This is a genomic window from Actinoallomurus iriomotensis (genome assembly GCF_030269445.1).
Lineage (GTDB): Bacteria > Actinomycetota > Actinomycetes > Streptosporangiales > Streptosporangiaceae > Actinoallomurus > Actinoallomurus iriomotensis.
This window is the reverse complement of the sequence record NZ_BSTJ01000001.1, coordinates 840966-857277: the sequence shown is the minus strand read 5'-3', so window position 1 is coordinate 857277 and position 16312 is coordinate 840966. Positions and strand designations below refer to the sequence as shown.

15 protein-coding genes are annotated in these 16312 nt (G+C 72.9%); 8 read left to right on the top strand and 7 right to left on the bottom strand.

Annotation, left to right across the window (positions count from 1 at the left end):
- Positions 1–211: 211 nt before the first annotated feature.
- Positions 212–2560 (top strand): transketolase-like TK C-terminal-containing protein, encoded by a 2349-nt coding sequence (locus QSK37_RS04055; RefSeq protein WP_285617599.1) that lies wholly within the window; start codon positions 212–214, stop codon positions 2558–2560.
- Positions 2561–2732: 172 nt separating this feature from the next.
- Complete coding sequence (locus QSK37_RS04050; RefSeq protein WP_285580917.1) at positions 2733–3344, top strand: hypothetical protein; 612 nt, start codon at positions 2733–2735, stop codon at positions 3342–3344.
- Between the two features lie 4 nt (positions 3345–3348).
- Here the strand turns inward: QSK37_RS04050 and QSK37_RS04045 are convergent, their stop codons facing one another.
- Together QSK37_RS04045 and QSK37_RS04040 are read right to left on the bottom strand one after the other, a co-directional pair.
- A complete protein-coding gene (locus QSK37_RS04045) occupies positions 3349–4182 on the bottom strand; it encodes a YceI family protein (RefSeq protein ID WP_285617597.1) in 834 nt (277 codons plus the stop codon).
- Positions 4183–4202: 20 nt separating this feature from the next.
- Positions 4203–6605, bottom strand: coding sequence for an MFS transporter (locus QSK37_RS04040; RefSeq protein WP_285617595.1), 2403 nt, complete (start codon positions 6603–6605; stop codon positions 4203–4205).
- Positions 6606–6877: 272 nt separating this feature from the next.
- Here QSK37_RS04040 and QSK37_RS04035 point away from each other — a divergent pair, with 272 nt between their 5' ends.
- Positions 6878–7723 carry an aminoglycoside phosphotransferase family protein gene (locus tag QSK37_RS04035; protein WP_285617593.1) on the top strand — a complete coding sequence of 282 codons (846 nt, stop codon included), beginning with the start codon at positions 6878–6880 and terminating at the stop codon, positions 7721–7723.
- Between the two features lie 196 nt (positions 7724–7919).
- Here the strand turns inward: QSK37_RS04035 and QSK37_RS04030 are convergent, their stop codons facing one another.
- Entirely contained in the window at positions 7920–8570 is a 651-nt protein-coding gene (locus tag QSK37_RS04030) for an enoyl-CoA hydratase/isomerase family protein (RefSeq protein ID WP_285617592.1), read from the bottom strand.
- Between the two features lie 160 nt (positions 8571–8730).
- Here QSK37_RS04030 and QSK37_RS04025 point away from each other — a divergent pair, with 160 nt between their 5' ends.
- Positions 8731–8949, top strand: a complete 219-nt coding sequence (locus tag QSK37_RS04025; RefSeq protein ID WP_285617591.1) for a DUF397 domain-containing protein — start codon at positions 8731–8733, stop codon at positions 8947–8949.
- 5 nt (positions 8950–8954) lie between these two features.
- Here the strand turns inward: QSK37_RS04025 and QSK37_RS04020 are convergent, their stop codons facing one another.
- The gene (locus QSK37_RS04020) at positions 8955–10370 is read right to left on the bottom strand and encodes a helix-turn-helix domain-containing protein (protein WP_285617590.1); all 1416 of its coding nucleotides are present in this window, start codon (positions 10368–10370) and stop codon (positions 8955–8957) included.
- A gap of 319 nt (positions 10371–10689) precedes the next feature.
- Between QSK37_RS04020 and QSK37_RS04015 the strand changes: the two genes are divergently transcribed.
- Entirely contained in the window at positions 10690–10866 is a 177-nt protein-coding gene (locus QSK37_RS04015; protein ID WP_285617589.1) for a hypothetical protein, read from the top strand.
- A gap of 6 nt (positions 10867–10872) precedes the next feature.
- On the opposite strand, the gene QSK37_RS04010 is transcribed toward QSK37_RS04015, so the two are convergent.
- Both QSK37_RS04010 and QSK37_RS04005 read right to left on the bottom strand, forming a co-directional pair.
- On the bottom strand, positions 10873–11406 hold the full coding sequence (locus tag QSK37_RS04010) for a PadR family transcriptional regulator (RefSeq protein ID WP_285580904.1): 534 nt from the start codon (positions 11404–11406) through the stop codon (positions 10873–10875).
- Between the two features lie 126 nt (positions 11407–11532).
- The gene (locus QSK37_RS04005; protein ID WP_285617588.1) at positions 11533–12312 is read right to left on the bottom strand and encodes a DeoR/GlpR family DNA-binding transcription regulator; all 780 of its coding nucleotides are present in this window, start codon (positions 12310–12312) and stop codon (positions 11533–11535) included.
- A gap of 108 nt (positions 12313–12420) precedes the next feature.
- Here QSK37_RS04005 and QSK37_RS04000 point away from each other — a divergent pair, with 108 nt between their 5' ends.
- From QSK37_RS04000 to QSK37_RS03990, 3 genes are read left to right on the top strand one after another with little or no spacing between them, the layout of a single operon-like run.
- Positions 12421–13854 carry an MFS transporter gene (locus QSK37_RS04000; RefSeq protein ID WP_285617587.1) on the top strand — a complete coding sequence of 478 codons (1434 nt, stop codon included), beginning with the start codon at positions 12421–12423 and terminating at the stop codon, positions 13852–13854.
- Complete coding sequence (locus QSK37_RS03995) at positions 13851–14663, top strand: MBL fold metallo-hydrolase (RefSeq protein WP_285617586.1); 813 nt, start codon at positions 13851–13853, stop codon at positions 14661–14663. The genes QSK37_RS04000 and QSK37_RS03995 overlap by 4 nt, the downstream gene beginning before the upstream one ends.
- A gap of 3 nt (positions 14664–14666) precedes the next feature.
- Positions 14667–15389: an HAD family hydrolase gene (locus QSK37_RS03990; protein WP_285617585.1), complete on the top strand. Its 723-nt coding sequence runs from the start codon at positions 14667–14669 to the stop codon at positions 15387–15389.
- A 46-nt stretch (positions 15390–15435) separates the two neighbouring features.
- Here QSK37_RS03990 and QSK37_RS03985 read toward each other — a convergent pair whose 3' ends face one another.
- Positions 15436–16200: a glucose 1-dehydrogenase gene (locus QSK37_RS03985; RefSeq protein WP_285580892.1), complete on the bottom strand. Its 765-nt coding sequence runs from the start codon at positions 16198–16200 to the stop codon at positions 15436–15438.
- Positions 16201–16312 lie beyond the last annotated feature (112 nt).

The following is a 16312-nucleotide window of genomic DNA, read 5'->3' as shown; positions in this document are numbered from 1 at the left end:
CATCCTAAGCGCGCGTCCGCCACTTCCTCTGATGCATATGCCACACGTCGGCCGTTCTGGATGTCCGTATCCGGGGCAGAAGGCGGAACAGTCGCCAGGCATCGCCCTGCGGGACGCGGAGGGCTCCACGGAAGCGCGGTCGTCCTTTACCCTCCTCTCGGGCGATATACGGCATATCAGTCATACCGGGCCGCGCCCGAAAGGGGCATCGATGAGTGTCGAGGTGGACGAGAGCGCGATCGCAGGCGTGGACCTGGACGTCCTGGACGAGATCCAGCGGCGGGTGCTGTGGCTCGCGGTGCGCATCGTCGACGCAGCCAACCGCGAGCGCCGGACCGGCGACGGCATCAAGGTGGGCGGCCACCAGGCCTCCAGCGCCTCGCTGGTGACGGCGATGACCGCCCTCTGGTTCGCGTACCTGCGGGCCGAGGACCGCGTCAGCGTCAAACCGCACGCCTCGCCGGTGTTCCACGCGATCAAGTACCTGCTCGGCGACCTCGACCGCTCCTACCTCACCACGCTGCGGGCCCGCGGCGGGCTCCAGTCCTACCCGAGCCGTACCAAGGACCCCGACGACGTGGACTTCTCCACCGGCTCGGTCGGGCTCGGCGCGGCGGCGCCACTGTTCGCCGCCGCGGTGCGCCGCTACGTCGACGCGCACTGGGGCGGCGACCGGCCGCGACCGCCGCGGTTCGTCGCCCTGCTCGGCGACGCCGAACTGGACGAGGGCAACGTCTGGGAGGCCATCGCCGACCCGGCGACGCAGGGCCTCGGCAACGTCATGTGGCTCGTCGACTTCAACCGCCAGTCGCTGGACCGGGTCGTGCCGGGCGTGCGGATCGCGCAGTGGCGCGGCCAGTTCGAGGCGGCCGGCTGGCACGTCGTCGAGGTCAAGTACGGGCGGCGGCTGCGCGAGGCCCCCGCGTCCGTACGCGGCTGGATCGACCTGATGTCCAACGAGCAGTACCAGGCGCTGTTCGGGCTGACCGGCCCGAAGCTGCGTGAGGTGTTCCTCGACGGCGCGCCCGCCGAGGTCGGCGAGGCCGTGGCCGGCCTGCCCGACGACGAGCTCGCCCGGCTCGTCCAGGACCTCGGCGGCCACGACCTGGTGGCGATGCTGGAGGCGTACGCGCAGTGCGACGCCGTCACCGACCGGCCCAGCGTGGTGTTCGCCTACACGGTCAAGGGACACGGCCTGCCGATCGCCGGCAACCCGCGCAACCACTCGGCCCTGCTCACCGCCGAGCAGATCGCCACGCTGCGCGACGGCATGGGGCTCTCCGGGGACTGGGACCGGTTCGACCCGGCCACGCCCGCCGGCATCCTGTGCAACCAGCGGCGCGAGGCGCTGCGGCGGCCACCGGCGAGCGTCGCGCTCGACGTGACCGTGCCCACCGCGACCGGCCTGCGCACCACGCGCCCGGTCTCCACCCAGGACTCCTTCGGCAAGATCCTCGTGGACCTGTCGCGGGACGAGAGGCTCGCGCCGTACCTCGTCACGACCGCGCCGGACGTGGCGACCTCCACGAACCTGGCCGGCTTCATCAACCGCATGGGCGTCTTCGCGCCCGCCGAGCAGCGCGCGTGGAGTCCCGACCCGCTGCTGAGATGGACCGAGGGACCGCAGGGCCAGCACATCGAGCTGGGCATCTCCGAGATGAACCTGTTCCTGCTGCTCGGCCAGCTCGGTCTCTCCGGTGACCTGCACGGACGTCCGCTCCTGCCGGTCGGCACCGTCTACGACCCGTTCGTGTGCCGCGGTTTGGACGCCTTCATCTACGGCGTCTACTCCGGCGCCCGGTTCGTCGTCGCCGGAACGCCGTCCGGGGTGTCGCTCGCCCCCGAGGGCGGCGCGCACCAGTCGAGCATCACCGCCTCGATCGGCCTGGAGCTGCCGAACGTCACCTACGTCGAGCCGGCCTTCGCCACCGCGCTGGACTGGCTGCTGTGCGACGCCCTCGGCCGGATCGCCGCCGGACCGGGAGAGACGCCGACGGCGGTGCCGGCCGAAGAGGGCGCGTACTACTTCCGGCTGACCACCCGGCCGCTGGACCAGACGCCGTTCGAGGAGGCACGGGCCCGGCTCGGCGACGCGGTCCTGCGGCGGCAGGTCCTCGCCGGGGCGTATCCGCTGCGCGAGTCGGACGTGGCCGGTCCCTCGGTCACCCTGGCCGCCACCGGAGCCGTGCTGCCGGAGGTGCTCGCCGCCGCCCGCGAACTGGAGGAGGAGGGCGTCGCCGCGAACGTCGTCGACGTGACCTCGCCGGACCGGCTGTACTCGGCCTGGCGGCGCACGCTCCGCCAGGGCGTACGGACCGCGACGACCCCGTCCCAGGCGGGCGTGCTGCGGGCGGCGTTCCCGAACCGGACGCCCATCGTCACCGTGCACGACGCCGCCTCGCACGCCATGGCCTGGCTCGGCTCGGCCCTCGGCGTGCCGTGCGTGCCCCTCGGCGTCGACGAGTTCGGCCAGTCGGGCTCGATCCCGGAGCTGTACGAACTGCACGACCTGCTGCCGGGCTCGATCGTCAACGCCGCTCTGGCCGCCCTGTCCCTCTGACCCGACCGGCCGCCTCGCGGTGCCGCCCCCGGGACCTTGGGGCGGCACCGCCGGCCGCCTTCGTCATGCCGGTTCGCCAAAAGATCGTGATATGAACCGGCAAGGTGGCCGAATGCGGGCATGGTCCGGCGGAACCGTGCCCCGTACGCCGCTCGTCTTTACGATTGTGATCATGTCCGGGCCGTATACGTGGTCGACCCTTCCTGAGGGGGACGGGGTCGAGTTGCGGGACACGGCCTCCCGGCGGTCGACCGTCCTCCGTCGGCCGCCCCCCGACCTGCTCGAGATGGACGACATCGTCCGCATCGAGGCCCTCGCGTTCCGTGAGGGCGACCGGCCGCAGGCGGAGCTGTTCGGGGCGATGGACACCGACCCGTTGCGCGTGCTCACCGGGATGAACTGGCTCATCGCCTTCTGGGCCGTCCTGTGGGACCTGCGCGGCGGCGAGCCGGCCGACGAACTGATCCGCTCGCTCGACTACAACGGGCCCTGGCGCAGCGGCGCCATCCCCGAGCGCGAGCAGGTCTGGCGCACGATGAGCCAGCGCGTGCGTTCGGGCGTGCTCGCCGCGCTCACCGGCAACCCCGAGGCCCACCGCGTGTACGAGGACGAGGTGCGCCGGCTCGCGCCCGACGTCTTTCTGCACGTCACCCTGACCATCATGGACACGCTGAGCCGTGACCTGGTGAGGCGGGGGCTCGACCTCGACGGCATGGCCGCCGGCCTGGCCGAGCGCACGCGTCCCGGCCACGTCGGCGGGCCGTCGTTCTCGCCGCCGCGCTGACGGATCAGCCGGTGGGCAGCCGTTCGCCGCGGACGGCCTGGATGTCGATGGCCACGCGCAGCGTGGTGCCGATCGCGCCGATGCCCGCCGACAGGATCTGGTTGTAGACCATCGAGAAGTCCTCACGCCGCAGCTCGGTCGTCGCGCGGAACGCCGCGCGGACGCCGCCCCACGGATCGGGGCCGGTGCCGAGGTAGGACAGGTCCAGCTCCACCGGACGCCGGACGTCCTTCAGGGACAGCGCGCCGTGGACGGTCCAGTGTTCGCCGCCGGCCGGCACGACGCGGGCGCCCAGGTAGCTGATCACCGGGAAGCGCTCCACGTCGAGGAAGTCGGGACCGCGCAGGTGCCCGTCCCGCGTGGCGTTCGCGGTGTCGATGGTGGCGGCCTTGATCTCGGCGCTCACCCGGGACCGCTCGACCGGCTCGGCCACGTCGATGCGCCCGCCGAACTCCCCGAACCGCCCGTGGATGCTCGACAGGCCCAGGTGCCGGACGGTGACCATGATGCTCGAGTGCGCCGGATCGATCGTCCACGGCCCGGGGAGGGGCAGCTCGGCGGCGCCGGTCTGGCGGTCCAGCACCACGGTGCCGAGCTCGGCCGCGCCCGCGGGCCCCACCTTGGCGGTGGAGGCCGCGGGGGCGTACCCGATGGCCGTGACGATCGCGGTGTAGCGCCCGGTGGGCAGCGGCCCGGTGCACACCACGCCCTCGGGGTCGGCCTGGGCCCGGGAGACCTGCTGGCCCGTCATGTCGGCGACGGTCACGACCGCGTGCGGCACGGCCCAGCCGTCCCTGGTACGGATCCGTGCGCGTACGCCGCGGTGGTCCGCTGACATCGATGTCTCTCCTCGGTGGGTCACTCGTCCGGGTGGCTGAGGGTGAGGCCGAACGGCTCGGGCGCCGTCTCGCCGATCATCACGGCGGCGGCCACCGGCGGGTAGCCGCTGGCGATCACGGTGTACGTGCCGGGGTCGAGGTCCTCGAAGGCGTACGCCCCGTCGGGACCGGTGGTGGCGGTCGCGACGACGTTGCCGGCGGCGTCGACCAGCGTGACCCGGGCGTCGGAGAGCAGCAGGTTGTCCGACCCGGCGCGTACGGTGCCGTGCACGCGGGCGCCGGCCGGCAGCTCGACCTCGCAGTGCGTGGTGCCCTGGCCGTCGACGGCGACCGGCAGCGCACCCGGCCGGTGACCGTTCGCGGTCACCGCCACGACGAAGGTGCCGGAGACGAGGTCGTCGAACTCGAACTCCCCGGCCGCGTCCGTCCGGGCCGAGGCGATCACCTCGCCGTGGGCGTCGGTCACCACCACGATCGCGCCGTCGACGCGTGCGCCGGTCGCGGCGCTGCGCACCACGCCCGCCAGGCCGGAGGTGCCCGAGAGCGTCACGTCGTAGTGGAGCGGCTCGTGGGCGACCGCGACGGTGGCGGCCTGCGGCTGGTGCCCGTCGGCCGCGGTGATCAGCATGTACGGGCCGACGCCGGGCGCCCGGAGCGCGTAGACGCCGTCGACGCCGGTGGTGGCCCGGTCGACCTGGCGGCCGCCCAGGTCGATCAGGGTCAGCGCGGCGCCGCAGACCGGCGCGCCGTCGCCGCCGCGCACCCGGCCGTGCACCGGAGTGCCGAACGAGCCCGGGCCGGCCGACGCCATCGGCGCGTACACCGGTGACGTCCGCGCGGCGAGCGGCCCGTCGTCCACCGGCTCGCCGCGTGCTCCGACGGAGGCCAGCTGCCTGGCCGGCGGCGGCGTCTCGGCGGTCACGACGGCTTCGCGCACACCGGGCTCGCGTACGCCGGGCTCGGCCACGACGCGGGCGGCGCGCCGCTCGCCCCGGCTGTCGACCAGCACGGAGACGACGACGGCGGCGAGGCAGATGACGCCCACCGCCCACCAGAGCGCGACGGTGAAGCCGTGGACGAGCCCCGCGGCCGCGAGCGCGGGCGAGGGCGGGCCCTGCGCGTGGGCCGCGATGTAGGAGGTGGTGGCGGTGGCGCCGATGGTGTTCAGCAGCGCGGTGCCGAGCGAGCCGCCGACCTGCTGTGAGGTGTTGACCATCGCCGAGGCGACGCCGGCGTCGTGCGCGTCGACGCCCGCGGTGGCGAGGTTCATCGCCGGCATCAGCGCCGCGCCCAGCCCGACGCCCAGGAGTAACTGGGCGGGCAGCACCGAGGTGGCGTAGGCGCTGTCGACCCTCAGCCGGGTGAGCAGCACGACGCCGCACGCCGCGACGAGGAGGCCGGGCACCATGAGCAGGCGCGCCGGCACCTGGTTCATCAGCCGCGCGGAGATCTGCGTCGAGCCCGTGACCATGCCGGCCGTCATCGGCAGGAACGCCAGGCCGGTCTCGACGGGGGAGTAGCGCTTGACGGTCTGGAGGTAGTACGTCAGGAACAGGAACAGGCCGAACATGCCGATCACCGACAGCCCGACCGAGAGGTAGGCGCCGCCCCGGTTGCGGTCGAGGATCACCCGCATCGGCAGCAGCGGCGTACGCGTCAGGGCCTCGACGACGGCGAACGCCACCAGCAGGACCCCCGCGCCGACGAGCAGGCCGACCACGCCGCGCTCGCCCCATCCCTCGGACTCGGCTCGGGTGAATCCGTACACCAGCGCGACCAGGCCGGCGGTGACGAGCACGACGCCGGGCAGGTCGAGGCGGGCGCGGGACCGGCCGGCGACCGGGTCGCGGACGAAGACGGCGCCGCCGGCCAGCCCGACCACGGCGACCGGCACGTTGACGTACAGCGCCCAGCGCCAGTCGAGATACTCGGTGAGCAGGCCGCCGGCGATCAGGCCCACGGCGGCGCCCCCGCCGGCGATCGCGCCGTAGATGCCGAACGCCTTGGCCCGCTCGGCCGGGGTGGTGAAGGTGACGGCGAGCAGGGACAGCGCGGACGGGGCGAGCAGCGCACCGAACGCCCCCTGCAGGGCGCGCGCGGCCAGGAGCATGCCCTCACCGGTCGCGGCGCCGCCGACCGCCGAGGCGGCCGCGAACCCGACGAGCCCGATCAGGAAGGCGTACTTACGGCCGATGAGGTCGCCGACCCGCCCGCCGAACAGCAGCAGGCCGCCGAACGCGAGCGTGTAGGCGGTGATCATCCACTGCCGGTCGGCGTCGGAGATGCCCAGGGCGTGCTGGGCGGAGGGCAGGGCGATGTTCACGATGGTGGCGTCGAGGACGACCATGAGCTGGGCGAGGGCGATGAAGACCAGCGCGATCCAGCGCCGGGGGACAGGAGGGCCGGAGACCGGTGCGGTCATCGACATGAGGAGACGTCTCCAAAGTTGGGGAATCAGCGCCTGGGCGAGCGGTGTGTCGGCAGGACTGCCATCGATCGGAGATCGTGGGGCCGGGCGGCGCGTGCGCCATGAGCCGCGCCACCCCCTGTCGCCCCGAATAACATAATGTACTGGTTCCGTCACTGAGGGTACATCAACGGTGTGATGGGATAAAGACCGAAGACGGCGCAAAAGACCCCGGCGCTGACCAGGGCGTACGGTTCCGGGACAGGACCGGCGGAGCGGAGCGGCTGATGGCGAACACACACGCGGTCGAGGTCGGCTCGGCCACGGTGGTCAAGCGGTACCGCCGGTGGGCCCAGGGCGAACACCGGCGCGAGTGGCGCGCGCTGACCCTGCTCGCCGAGCACGCGCCGGGCCTGGCGCCCGTGCCCGGTTTTCCCCAACCAACCGACCCCGACCGACCTCCCGGACGCGCCGACCTGGAAGCGGATCCGCCGAGCGTGACGATGACGCGCCTGGAAGGGGTGCCGCTCGCCGGCCGGCTGACCGGCGCCCAGGTCGGTGGCCTCGCCGAGGCGGTCGCCGGGGTCCAGACGGCGATCCCCGGGCCGGTCCTGCGCGCTCTGCCGTTCCGGCTGCTCCACCCCCTGGTCGTCCTGCGCCGGCTGCGTGCCTGGTGCGCGCGGCGACCCTCGCCGGACGGGGACCCGCTGGTCGCGCGGGCCTTCGGCGCGGTCACCGACTGGGCCGGCCGGCCCCGGCTGGACGAGGTCTTCTCCGCGGAGTTCACGCCCGTCTTCGGGCTCGGGGACGGCAACCTGGCCAACTACCTGTGGGACGGCGCCCGGGTCCGGATCGTGGACTTCGAGTACTCCGGGCTGAGCGACCGCGCCTACGAACTGGCCGAGGTGGTCGAGCACATCAGCGTGTGGGTGGGCGACGGTCTCGACGCGCCGGCGTTCCTGTCCCGGTTCGAGCTGACGCCCGCCGAGACGGCGCGGCTCCGCGAGTGCCGGCGGCTGCTGGCGCTGTACTGGTTCGGGTCCGTGCTGTCGGAGGATCCCGAGCGCCCGCGCAACCCGCCCGGCACGGCGGCACGCCAGGCCGGGCGCCTGCTGGCCCTTCTCGGCGCGTGAAGACTGGGGGCGTGAAGACTGGGGGCGTGAAAGCCGAAGACCGGTCCCGCTGCCACCCGGGACCGGTCCTCCGCCCGTCTCGGTCCGGACGCGCAGAGGACCTGTCGAGACGGTGTGCCGGGCCGGCGAAGCGATGGCTGCCGCTGGGACGCCGGCCGCAATGCCTACTATACCTACCTGAAATCCTACGTAAAGCTCACGTCAGCACATCGAGCACCGGCCGGTACAAGTCGGTGCGGATCCGGGCGACCGTGGCGCCGTCCTTGGCCGCCAGCGGGGCGGCGAGGGCGAGTGCGGTCGCGGCGACCTCCGCCTCGGCCACCGCCCGGTGGGCGATGCCCGCGGCGACGGCGTCCTCCCCGGCGTACCGCCGGCCGGTGACCATGGCCTCGTGCGCGGTGAGCTTCGGCAGCCGCGCCTGGATCAGCGCGCTCATGCCCGGCGTGAACGGCAGCCCGAGGTCCACCTCCGGCAGGCAGAACCACCCCCGGTCGGCGCGCATCACCCGGTAGTCGTGGGTCAGGGACAGCATCGCCCCGGCGGCGAACGCGTGTCCGTTGACCGCCGCGACCGTCGGCATCGGCAGCGTCAGCATCCGGGCGAACAGGCCGTGCACGCGTTCGAGGTACGGCCCCCACCGATCGGCGTCCGCGCTCAGCCAGTCCAGGTCGAGGCCGTTGGAGTAGAACTTGCCGGTGCCGGTCGTCACGAGCGCCTTGGGCGCCGGTGCGGCGGTCAGTTCGTCGAGGGCCGCGGACAGCGCGTCCAGGAAGTCGGGGCTGAAGCGGTTCTCACCGTCGTCGAACCGCAGGACGTGTACGTCGCCCTCGCGCCGCAGATCGATCATCGTGGCCTCTCTCGCAATCGTTATTACCCGTCGGTAACTGTAGAGGATCGCGCCGGCATTCCGTTCTCCCCGCCGCGAGAGCGCGCGGACTATAGCCTTGGCCTGGGCGACCTGCGTCATGACGCCGGCGTCCGACTTCCCCGCAACAGAAGAGGCCCGCATGACCGAGGAATCCGGGGCCGTCGAGATCTCGTTCGTCGACGGCAAGGACGTGCCGATCAAGCACAAGCACGCCGACCGCATGGTCGTCATGCGCGACTCCAGCAAGCCTGACGGCGACGCGCTCTACTACACCCCGAACGAATGGGAGGCCTTCATCCTCGGGGTCAAGGACGGCGAGTTCGACGACATGGTCGAGGAGCCCCAGAGCAGGTCCTAGGGCACCTAGCCGTCGGAGAGCGCACGGTGTTCGCGCAGCTGCGCCGCCACCCGGCGGGGATCCCCGGGTGGCAGCGCGGCGGCGAGCCGGCCGAGGATCTCCAGGTCGTCGTCGCCCGTCTGGGTGTAGGCCCACAGGTCGTCCGGGTCGCCGCGGTGCAGCAACTGCCGGCGCAGCTGGGTGCCGAGGTCGTCCCGCTCGATCTTGATCGCCGCCGACTCCGAGCGCGGCAGTAACGGCCCGGCGTAGAGACGTACGGCGCCGGCGACGTTGCCCGAGCCGAGCAGCCGCCGCACGTTGAGGAAGTCGGCCTCCACGTCGCAGTCGAGGCGGTACGGCTTGGCCCGCACCACGTCGCCGAGCTGACCGCGCAGCCGGTGGATCTCCGCGCGTACCGTCACCGGATTGCCCTCGTCGCCGTAGAGATGGAACGAGGACTGCTCGCAGGTCAGGCCGCGCGGGTGCAGGGCCATCAGCGCGAGGAGCTCGGCGTGGCGCAGCGACAGGGGGATGCGCCGGCCGTCGAGGACGGCGCACGGCTGCTGGTCGCCGAGCAGCCGTAGCTTGAGCGAGGGCCGGCCGCCCTCGACCGTGCGGAGCAGGAACGCCGAGCCGAGGTCCTCGGCGACCGCGGTGCGGCCGTCGGGCAGCGTCACCCGCCGTCCCGCCTCCGGGACGATGATCCGCCGGTCGCGCCAGCGGTCGGGATCGGCCGCCAGCACCCGCCCGGTCGTCGTCACCAGCACCCGGCTGTCGCCGCGCAGGCGGTGGAGGTGCCGGGCGAGCAGGCGTTCGTCGCGGCGGTGCATCTCCACCGTGAGCTGCGCCTCGGTCAGCCGCGCCGCCGCCTGGGCGAGTGCGACGACCGCCGGGTGCAGGCTGCTCTTCGTGCCGCTGATGTCGACGCAGCCGATCACCTGCCCGGTGTCGGGGTCGGTGATCGGCGCGGCAGCGCACGACCAGGTGTGCAGGACCTGGGCGAGGTGCTCGGTGGCCTGGATGCACACCGGCCCGCCGATGCTCAGCGCCGTGCCGATGCCGTTGGTGCCGACCGCCTCCTCGGCCCAGCGGAAGCCCTCGGCGAGGCCGATGCCGTCGGCCCGGCGGCGTACGGCGCGCGGCCCCTCGCTCCACAGCACGTGGCCGTCGGCGTCGGTGATCACCATCAGGTGGGCGGACGCGTCGGCCATCCCGCGCAGGGCCTCGCGCAGCATGGTCAGGTGCCGGTCGAGCGGGTGGGACCGCCGTACGCCGGTGATCGTGTCGGCGTCGAACACCAGGGGAGCCGACGCCAGACCGGGGTCGACGCCCGCGGCCAGCGAACGCCGCCACGAGTCGGTGACCACGGGCCGGGGGGCGTCGCCAGGGGCGTGTCGATCACCGTCGGCGATCGGATCGCGTGCCTTGCTGCTCCGCGTCAAGGGCGTCTCCAGGGGGCGGTGGTCCTACGAGCATCCAAGTCGACGGCTCAGGTTGCAACCCGATACGTAAAACCTTCACCTGCTATTTGTCACATACTGCTATCGAGCGAGTGCAACGTGTTTGCAACCCGCGGTCGCCTAGTGTGCGTACCGCGGCACGGCGGGTGACGACTTTCGCCCGGACGCAGCCGCACGACGGCGGTCCGCCCGGAGCCGTTTGAGGGGACGGGTCCGGCGCGCCGCGCCAGCGCCCGCCGCCGGGATGCCTCAGGGAGAGGGGCACTCCCGGTGGCGGGTCGCGGGCAGGGGGGAGAAGGCTTTGCTGTGCCTGACCTGCAATCGGGTGCGCCCGGCGCGGAGCCCGGCGGAGTACACCGTGGTCCGCGCGCAGGCGATCACCGTCCACGGCCTGTGCACCTGCGCCCAGCCCGGCGCCTGGCCGCCCGAGACGTACGAGGTCGCGGTCGCCGCGAGCCCGCCGGACCGAGGCGGCTGAGCCCGCTCAGGCCTCCGGCAGGTCCTCGAGCAGCTCGGCCCAGAAGCCCTCGACCGTGCGCTCGTAACGGATGCCGAGCTCCAGCGACTTGAGCTGCCACCGGTCGATGGCGCCGCCGAACGCCCGGTGGATCCGCTCGTACTCGTCGGCGCGCTCGCGGTGGGAACGCCGCTGGTCGATCGCGAGGTGGCGGATGTCGCGGGGCCGGGCGTGCCGGGCGAAGAAGAGCTTGAGCAGGCCGGGGTCGCGCACGTCGGTCCGGTCGGGGGTGGCCTCGGCGAGCCAGTCGGCCAGCGCGGCCCGGCCGGCGGCGGTGATGCGGTAGGTGCGGCGGCGCCGGCCGCCCGTCTCGGCCTCCACGTCGACCAGCCCGGCGTCGGCCAGGCGCAGCGGCTCGTCATAGAGCTGGGAGTGCGCGAACTCCCAGAAGTTGCCGATGCTCACGGCGACCTTGCGCTTGAGGTCGTAGCTCGTCGCGGGGCCGTCGGACAGCAGCCCGAGCACGAGATACGACGTCGCGGTCATCCGATGGTCGGCCACGGGGCTCCTCTCCGTCGACGCCTATCTTGGCCCATGTCCGCGCCGTGAAAGGCCGTCCGACCATCGAATCCGACCGTTGACCGCCTGATCGGTGAGGGCGCCCCGCCCCGCGGGTCGGTGACCCGGTCAGCTCGCGCCGGCGACCGTGGTGGGGACGTCGTGGTCGGTGAGGGCGGCGAGGGCGTCGGGCGGGGCGCCGGAGTCGGTGATGGCGTGGGCGAAGTCCGCGAGGTCGGCGACGCGGTGCAAGGCGGTGCGGCCGAGCTTGGCGTGGTCGACGAGCAGGACGCGGTGGGTGGCGACGGACAGCAGCGCCCGCTTGGTCACCACGATCTCCTGCTCCTGGTGGTGGACGCCGCCGTCGGAGACCCCGGCGAACGAGTAGAAGCCGAGATCGGAGTGGAGTGCCCGGGCCGACGCGGTGCACGGTGAGCCGAGGAACGCGTCGTGCGCCTCGTTGTACTCGCCGCCCAGCGCGATCAGCCGGATGTTCTTGCGGCCCATCATCAGCTGAATGATCGGCGCGAAGTTCGTGATGACGGTGAGCGGGTCGATGTCGGCGGCCAGCTCGGCCAGCACCAGCGTCGTGGTGGAGTCATCGAGCAGGACGGACATGCCGGGCTCGATCAGCTCCACCGCGGCGCGCGCGATGGCACGCTTCTCCGCGACGGCCAGCTGGCGCCGGTAGGTCACGTTGCTCTCGAAGACGCTGGACGGCTGGGCGGTCACCCCACCGTGGAACTTGCGCACCAGCCCGCGCTTGGCCAGCTCGTCGAGGTCGCGGTGGGCGGTGACGAGGCTGACGCCGAAGCGTTCGGCCAGCTCCTGCGCGGTAGCCGTGCCGACCCGCAGGATGTGCTCGGCCAGGTCCTGCTGGCGGGACGCCGGGTCCTTGCGGCTTCTCATGCGATGAAATTACCACCTTGATTTTAGCTTTGTGATGGTAATTTCTCGTTCCAGACTGATAAATCACAGTCGCGTCCACCTGATGGCCTACCGGACGGAGACCGGGCGATGGCGGCCACCACTCTTGACCTGGCGGACCTCTCGGGGTTCCGCCGCAAGCTCACCCTGCTGTCGTCGATCGGAATGTTCCTCGACGGCTTCGACCTGACGGTGATCGCCGTCGCGCTGCCGGTGCTGAAGAAGTCGTGGACGTTCACCCCGTTCACGTCCGGCGTCACCAGCTGCTCGGCCATTGTCGGGATGTTCGTCGGCGCGCTGGTCTTCGGCCGGATCGCCGACCGGCTCGGCCGCAAGAAGATGTACCTGCTCGACCTGATCGGCTTCGTGGTGTTCGCCGCGCTGGCCGCGCTGTCGCAGAACGTGTGGGAACTGATCGCCGCCCGCTTCCTGCTCGGGCTGTGTCTCGGCGCGGACTACCCGATCTCGTCGTCGCTGACCGCCGAGTTCGGCGCCGCGCGCGACCGCGGCCGGCTGGTCGTGGCGCTCAGCCTGATGTGGAACGTCGGCGCGCTGGCCGCCTATCTGGTGGGCGTGGCGTTCCTGCCCATCGGCCCCACCGCGTGGCGTTGGATGCTGCTCGTCGGCGCGGTGCTCGCGCTGGTCACGCTGGCGTTCAGGACCAGCATCCCGGAGTCGCCGCGCTACCTCATCGCGCAGGGCCGGCACGACGAGGCGCGGCGGGTCATCGCGAAGGTGGTGTCCGGCAGCGGCACGGCGGTCGCGCCGGAGGACGTGGTGCTCCCGGAGCCGCAGGCCGAGCCCGACCTCCCCACCGCTGCCGGCAGCGCCTCGTGGCGACGGCTGTTCGCCCGCGGGCTGGTCGGCGCCACGATCTTCGTCTGCGTGTTCTGGTTCGCGCACGACGTGGCGTACTACGGGATTCAGATGTACAGCCCGACGATCCTGACCGGGCTCGGCGGGTCGACCCAGCTGGCCGCGTACCTCGGATCGGCCATCATCGCCCTGCTCGGCGTGGTGGGCGCGGCGATCGCGCTCGCGTTCGTCGACTCGTGGGGCCGGCGGCCGGTGCTGATCACGGCGTTCGCCGGCGAGACGGCGGTGCTGGTGGTGCTGGCGCTCGTCCACGCGCCGGCGTTGGCGCTGATCGTGGTGCTGTTCGCGATGGCGATCCTGTTCTCCAACATGGGTCCGGGAACGCTGGACATGGTCTACTGCACCGAGCTCTTCCCGACCGAGCTGCGCGCCGCCGGCACCGGCCTGGGCACCGCGGTGAGCCGGCTCGGCGCGATCCTCGGCGTGCTCGTCTTCCCCGACATGGTGGCGGCGTGGGGCGTGAGCGGCGCCCTGTGGCTGTTCGTCGCGGCCGGGCTGCTCGGCCTGGTGATCACCGTGCTGCTGGCGCCGGAGACCAAGAACCGCAGCCTGGAACAGACCGCCGGGGCCCGCCGCGTTTCCGGCGGCACCGCGCCCGCCGCCGCAGGTCCCGACCTGGTGGTATCCACGACCGAGGAGGATCGGTGAACGACACGACACTGACGGTGCTCGGCTTCCGGGCCGGCCGGCCGGACGCGGACTCGGCCTGCTCCGGCTACCTGGTGCGGCACGCCGGCTCGACGGTCCTCGTCGACTGCGGGCCGGGCATCGTCACCGAGCTGGTGTCGCGCGGCCTGGAGCACCGGCTCGACGGGATCGTGCTCACCCACCTGCACCAGGACCACATGTTCGACGTGGTGCCGCTGGCCTTCACCCGGCTGCTGACGAAGACGCCGCCGGCCCGGATCCCGTTGTGGGTACCGGAGGACAGCACCGGCACGCTGGCCGCGCTGGACGAGTGGGTGGCGGTGCCGACCGATCCGGTGGTCGGCCGCCCGCTCGCCACCGCGTTCGACATCCGGCCGCTGGAGCGCGACGGCCGCACCGAGGTGGCGGTCGCGGACGGCATCACGCTGACCGCGTTCCGGGCCCGGCACGCGGTGCCGAGCGCGTCGCTGCGCTTCGCGCTGGGCGACCGAACGCTGGCGTTCTCGTCCGACACCGGCTGGTGCGACGGCGTGCTGGCCGCCGCGACCGGCGCCGACGTGTTCGTCTGCGAGGCCACCTACCTGGACGCCGACCCGGCCATGCTGGCCGAGCACGGTCATCTGACCGCCGCGCTCACCGGCGAGCTGGCCGTCGCGGCGGGGGTGGGCCGGCTGGTCGTCAGCCACCTGCTCGGGTACGACGACGCCGAGTCGTTCGAGGCGGCCCGGGCGGCGGCCGGCACGGTACCGGTGACGGAGGCCCGCGCCGGGCTGGTCGTGCCGGTCCACGCGGCCGGGGCGGCGCGGTAGCCGATGGCGCTCGTGCTCTGGGACATCGACCAGACCCTGCTCGACGCCGGCGCGTTCGACCGGGAGGTGTGGTTCACGCTCTGCGGGGAGCTGCTGGGCGTGCCACCGCGGCCGGTGCACGTGGTGCCGGGGCGCACGATCCGGCAGATCCTACGGGCGATCCTGCGGGAGTACGGCGCGGACGCGGCCACCGCGGAGCGGCTGCTGCCCGAGGCGCTGCGCCTCGAGGTGGAGCGGGTGGCGGCGGAACGTTCTCGGCTTGCGTCGCGGGGGCGGCTGCTGCCCGGCGTCCGTGCGGTGGTGGCGGCCCTGGACCGGACGCCCGGCGTCGTCCAGTCGGTGCTCACCGGCAACCAGGCCGCCACCACGCGGCTCAAGCTGGCGGCGTTCGGCCTGGCGCCCCCGCTGGACCTGCGGGTCGCCGCGACCGGCACCGACGACGAGCACCGCCCCAGCCTGGTCCCGGCCGCCCGGTCCCGCGCCGAGGCTCGCTACGGCCCTGGCACCGCCACCCCGACCGTCCTGGTCGGCGACTCGGTTCTGGACATCGAGGCGGCCCGTGCCAACGACGCCCGCGTCGTCGCGGTCGCCACCGGCATCACGTCCCGCGCCGACCTCACCGCCGCCGGCCCCGACGCCGTCCTCGACGACCTGGCCGACCTCCGTGCCTCTCTCACCGCCATCCTCCCGTCTCCGGTTCCCGGCCACGGCGCCGCCGCGCCGTAGCGGGCCGGTGGTGGCGTGGCGGCCGGCGCCGGAGGGGCCGACCAGGTCAGTAACCGGCTCCCGTGAGCATTCCGCCGTCGACCACGAACTCACTGCCCGTGCAGTACGTCGCCTCGTCCGAGGCGAGGAAGACCACGAGCGCGGGGATCTCCTCCGGCGTGCCCATCCGCCCGAGCGGCAGCGCGCGCAGGAACGCGTCGGCGCTCTCCGCCTTGGCCGACACCAGGGCCGCGTCGTCGGTGACCATCGGCGTGAGGATGGCGCCCGGGTGGATGGAGTTGACGCGGATGCCGTACTCCCCGAGCTCACGCGCGGCCGCCTTCGTCAGACCCCGTACGCCGAACTTGCTGGCGCTGTAGGCGGCCAGGCCGGTGGCGCCGACGAAACCCTCAGTGGAGGAGACGTTGACGATCGAGCCGCCGCCCGCGGTCCTCATCGCGCCGATGACCGACTTCACGCCGAGCCACTGCCCGACCAGGTTGACCTCGATGATCCGGGTGAACTGGTCGAGGGACATGTCCTCGATCCGGCCGTAGCGGAGGATCCCGGCGTTGTTCACCAGCACGCCGAGCCCGCCGAAGTCGGCCAGCGCGGTGTCGACGGCGGCCTGCCAGTCGTCCGGCCGGGTGACGTCCATCCGGACGAACCGCGTCGCGTCGCCGAGTTCTTCGGCGAGCCGTCCGCCCTCGGTCTCCAGCACGTCACCGAAGACCACGCGGGCGCCCTCGGCGACGAAACGCCGGACATGCGCCTCGCCCATACCCCGCGCGCCGCCCGTGATGAGCGCCACTTTGCCGTCAAGCCTGCCCATGGCACCTCTCATCTGGTCAAACGTCCGATAGAGGTTGGATCCGGACGCCGGGCGACCCGGCTTCGCGGCGCCAGACACTACGATGACCGATCAGACCAGACATCCGGGGGAG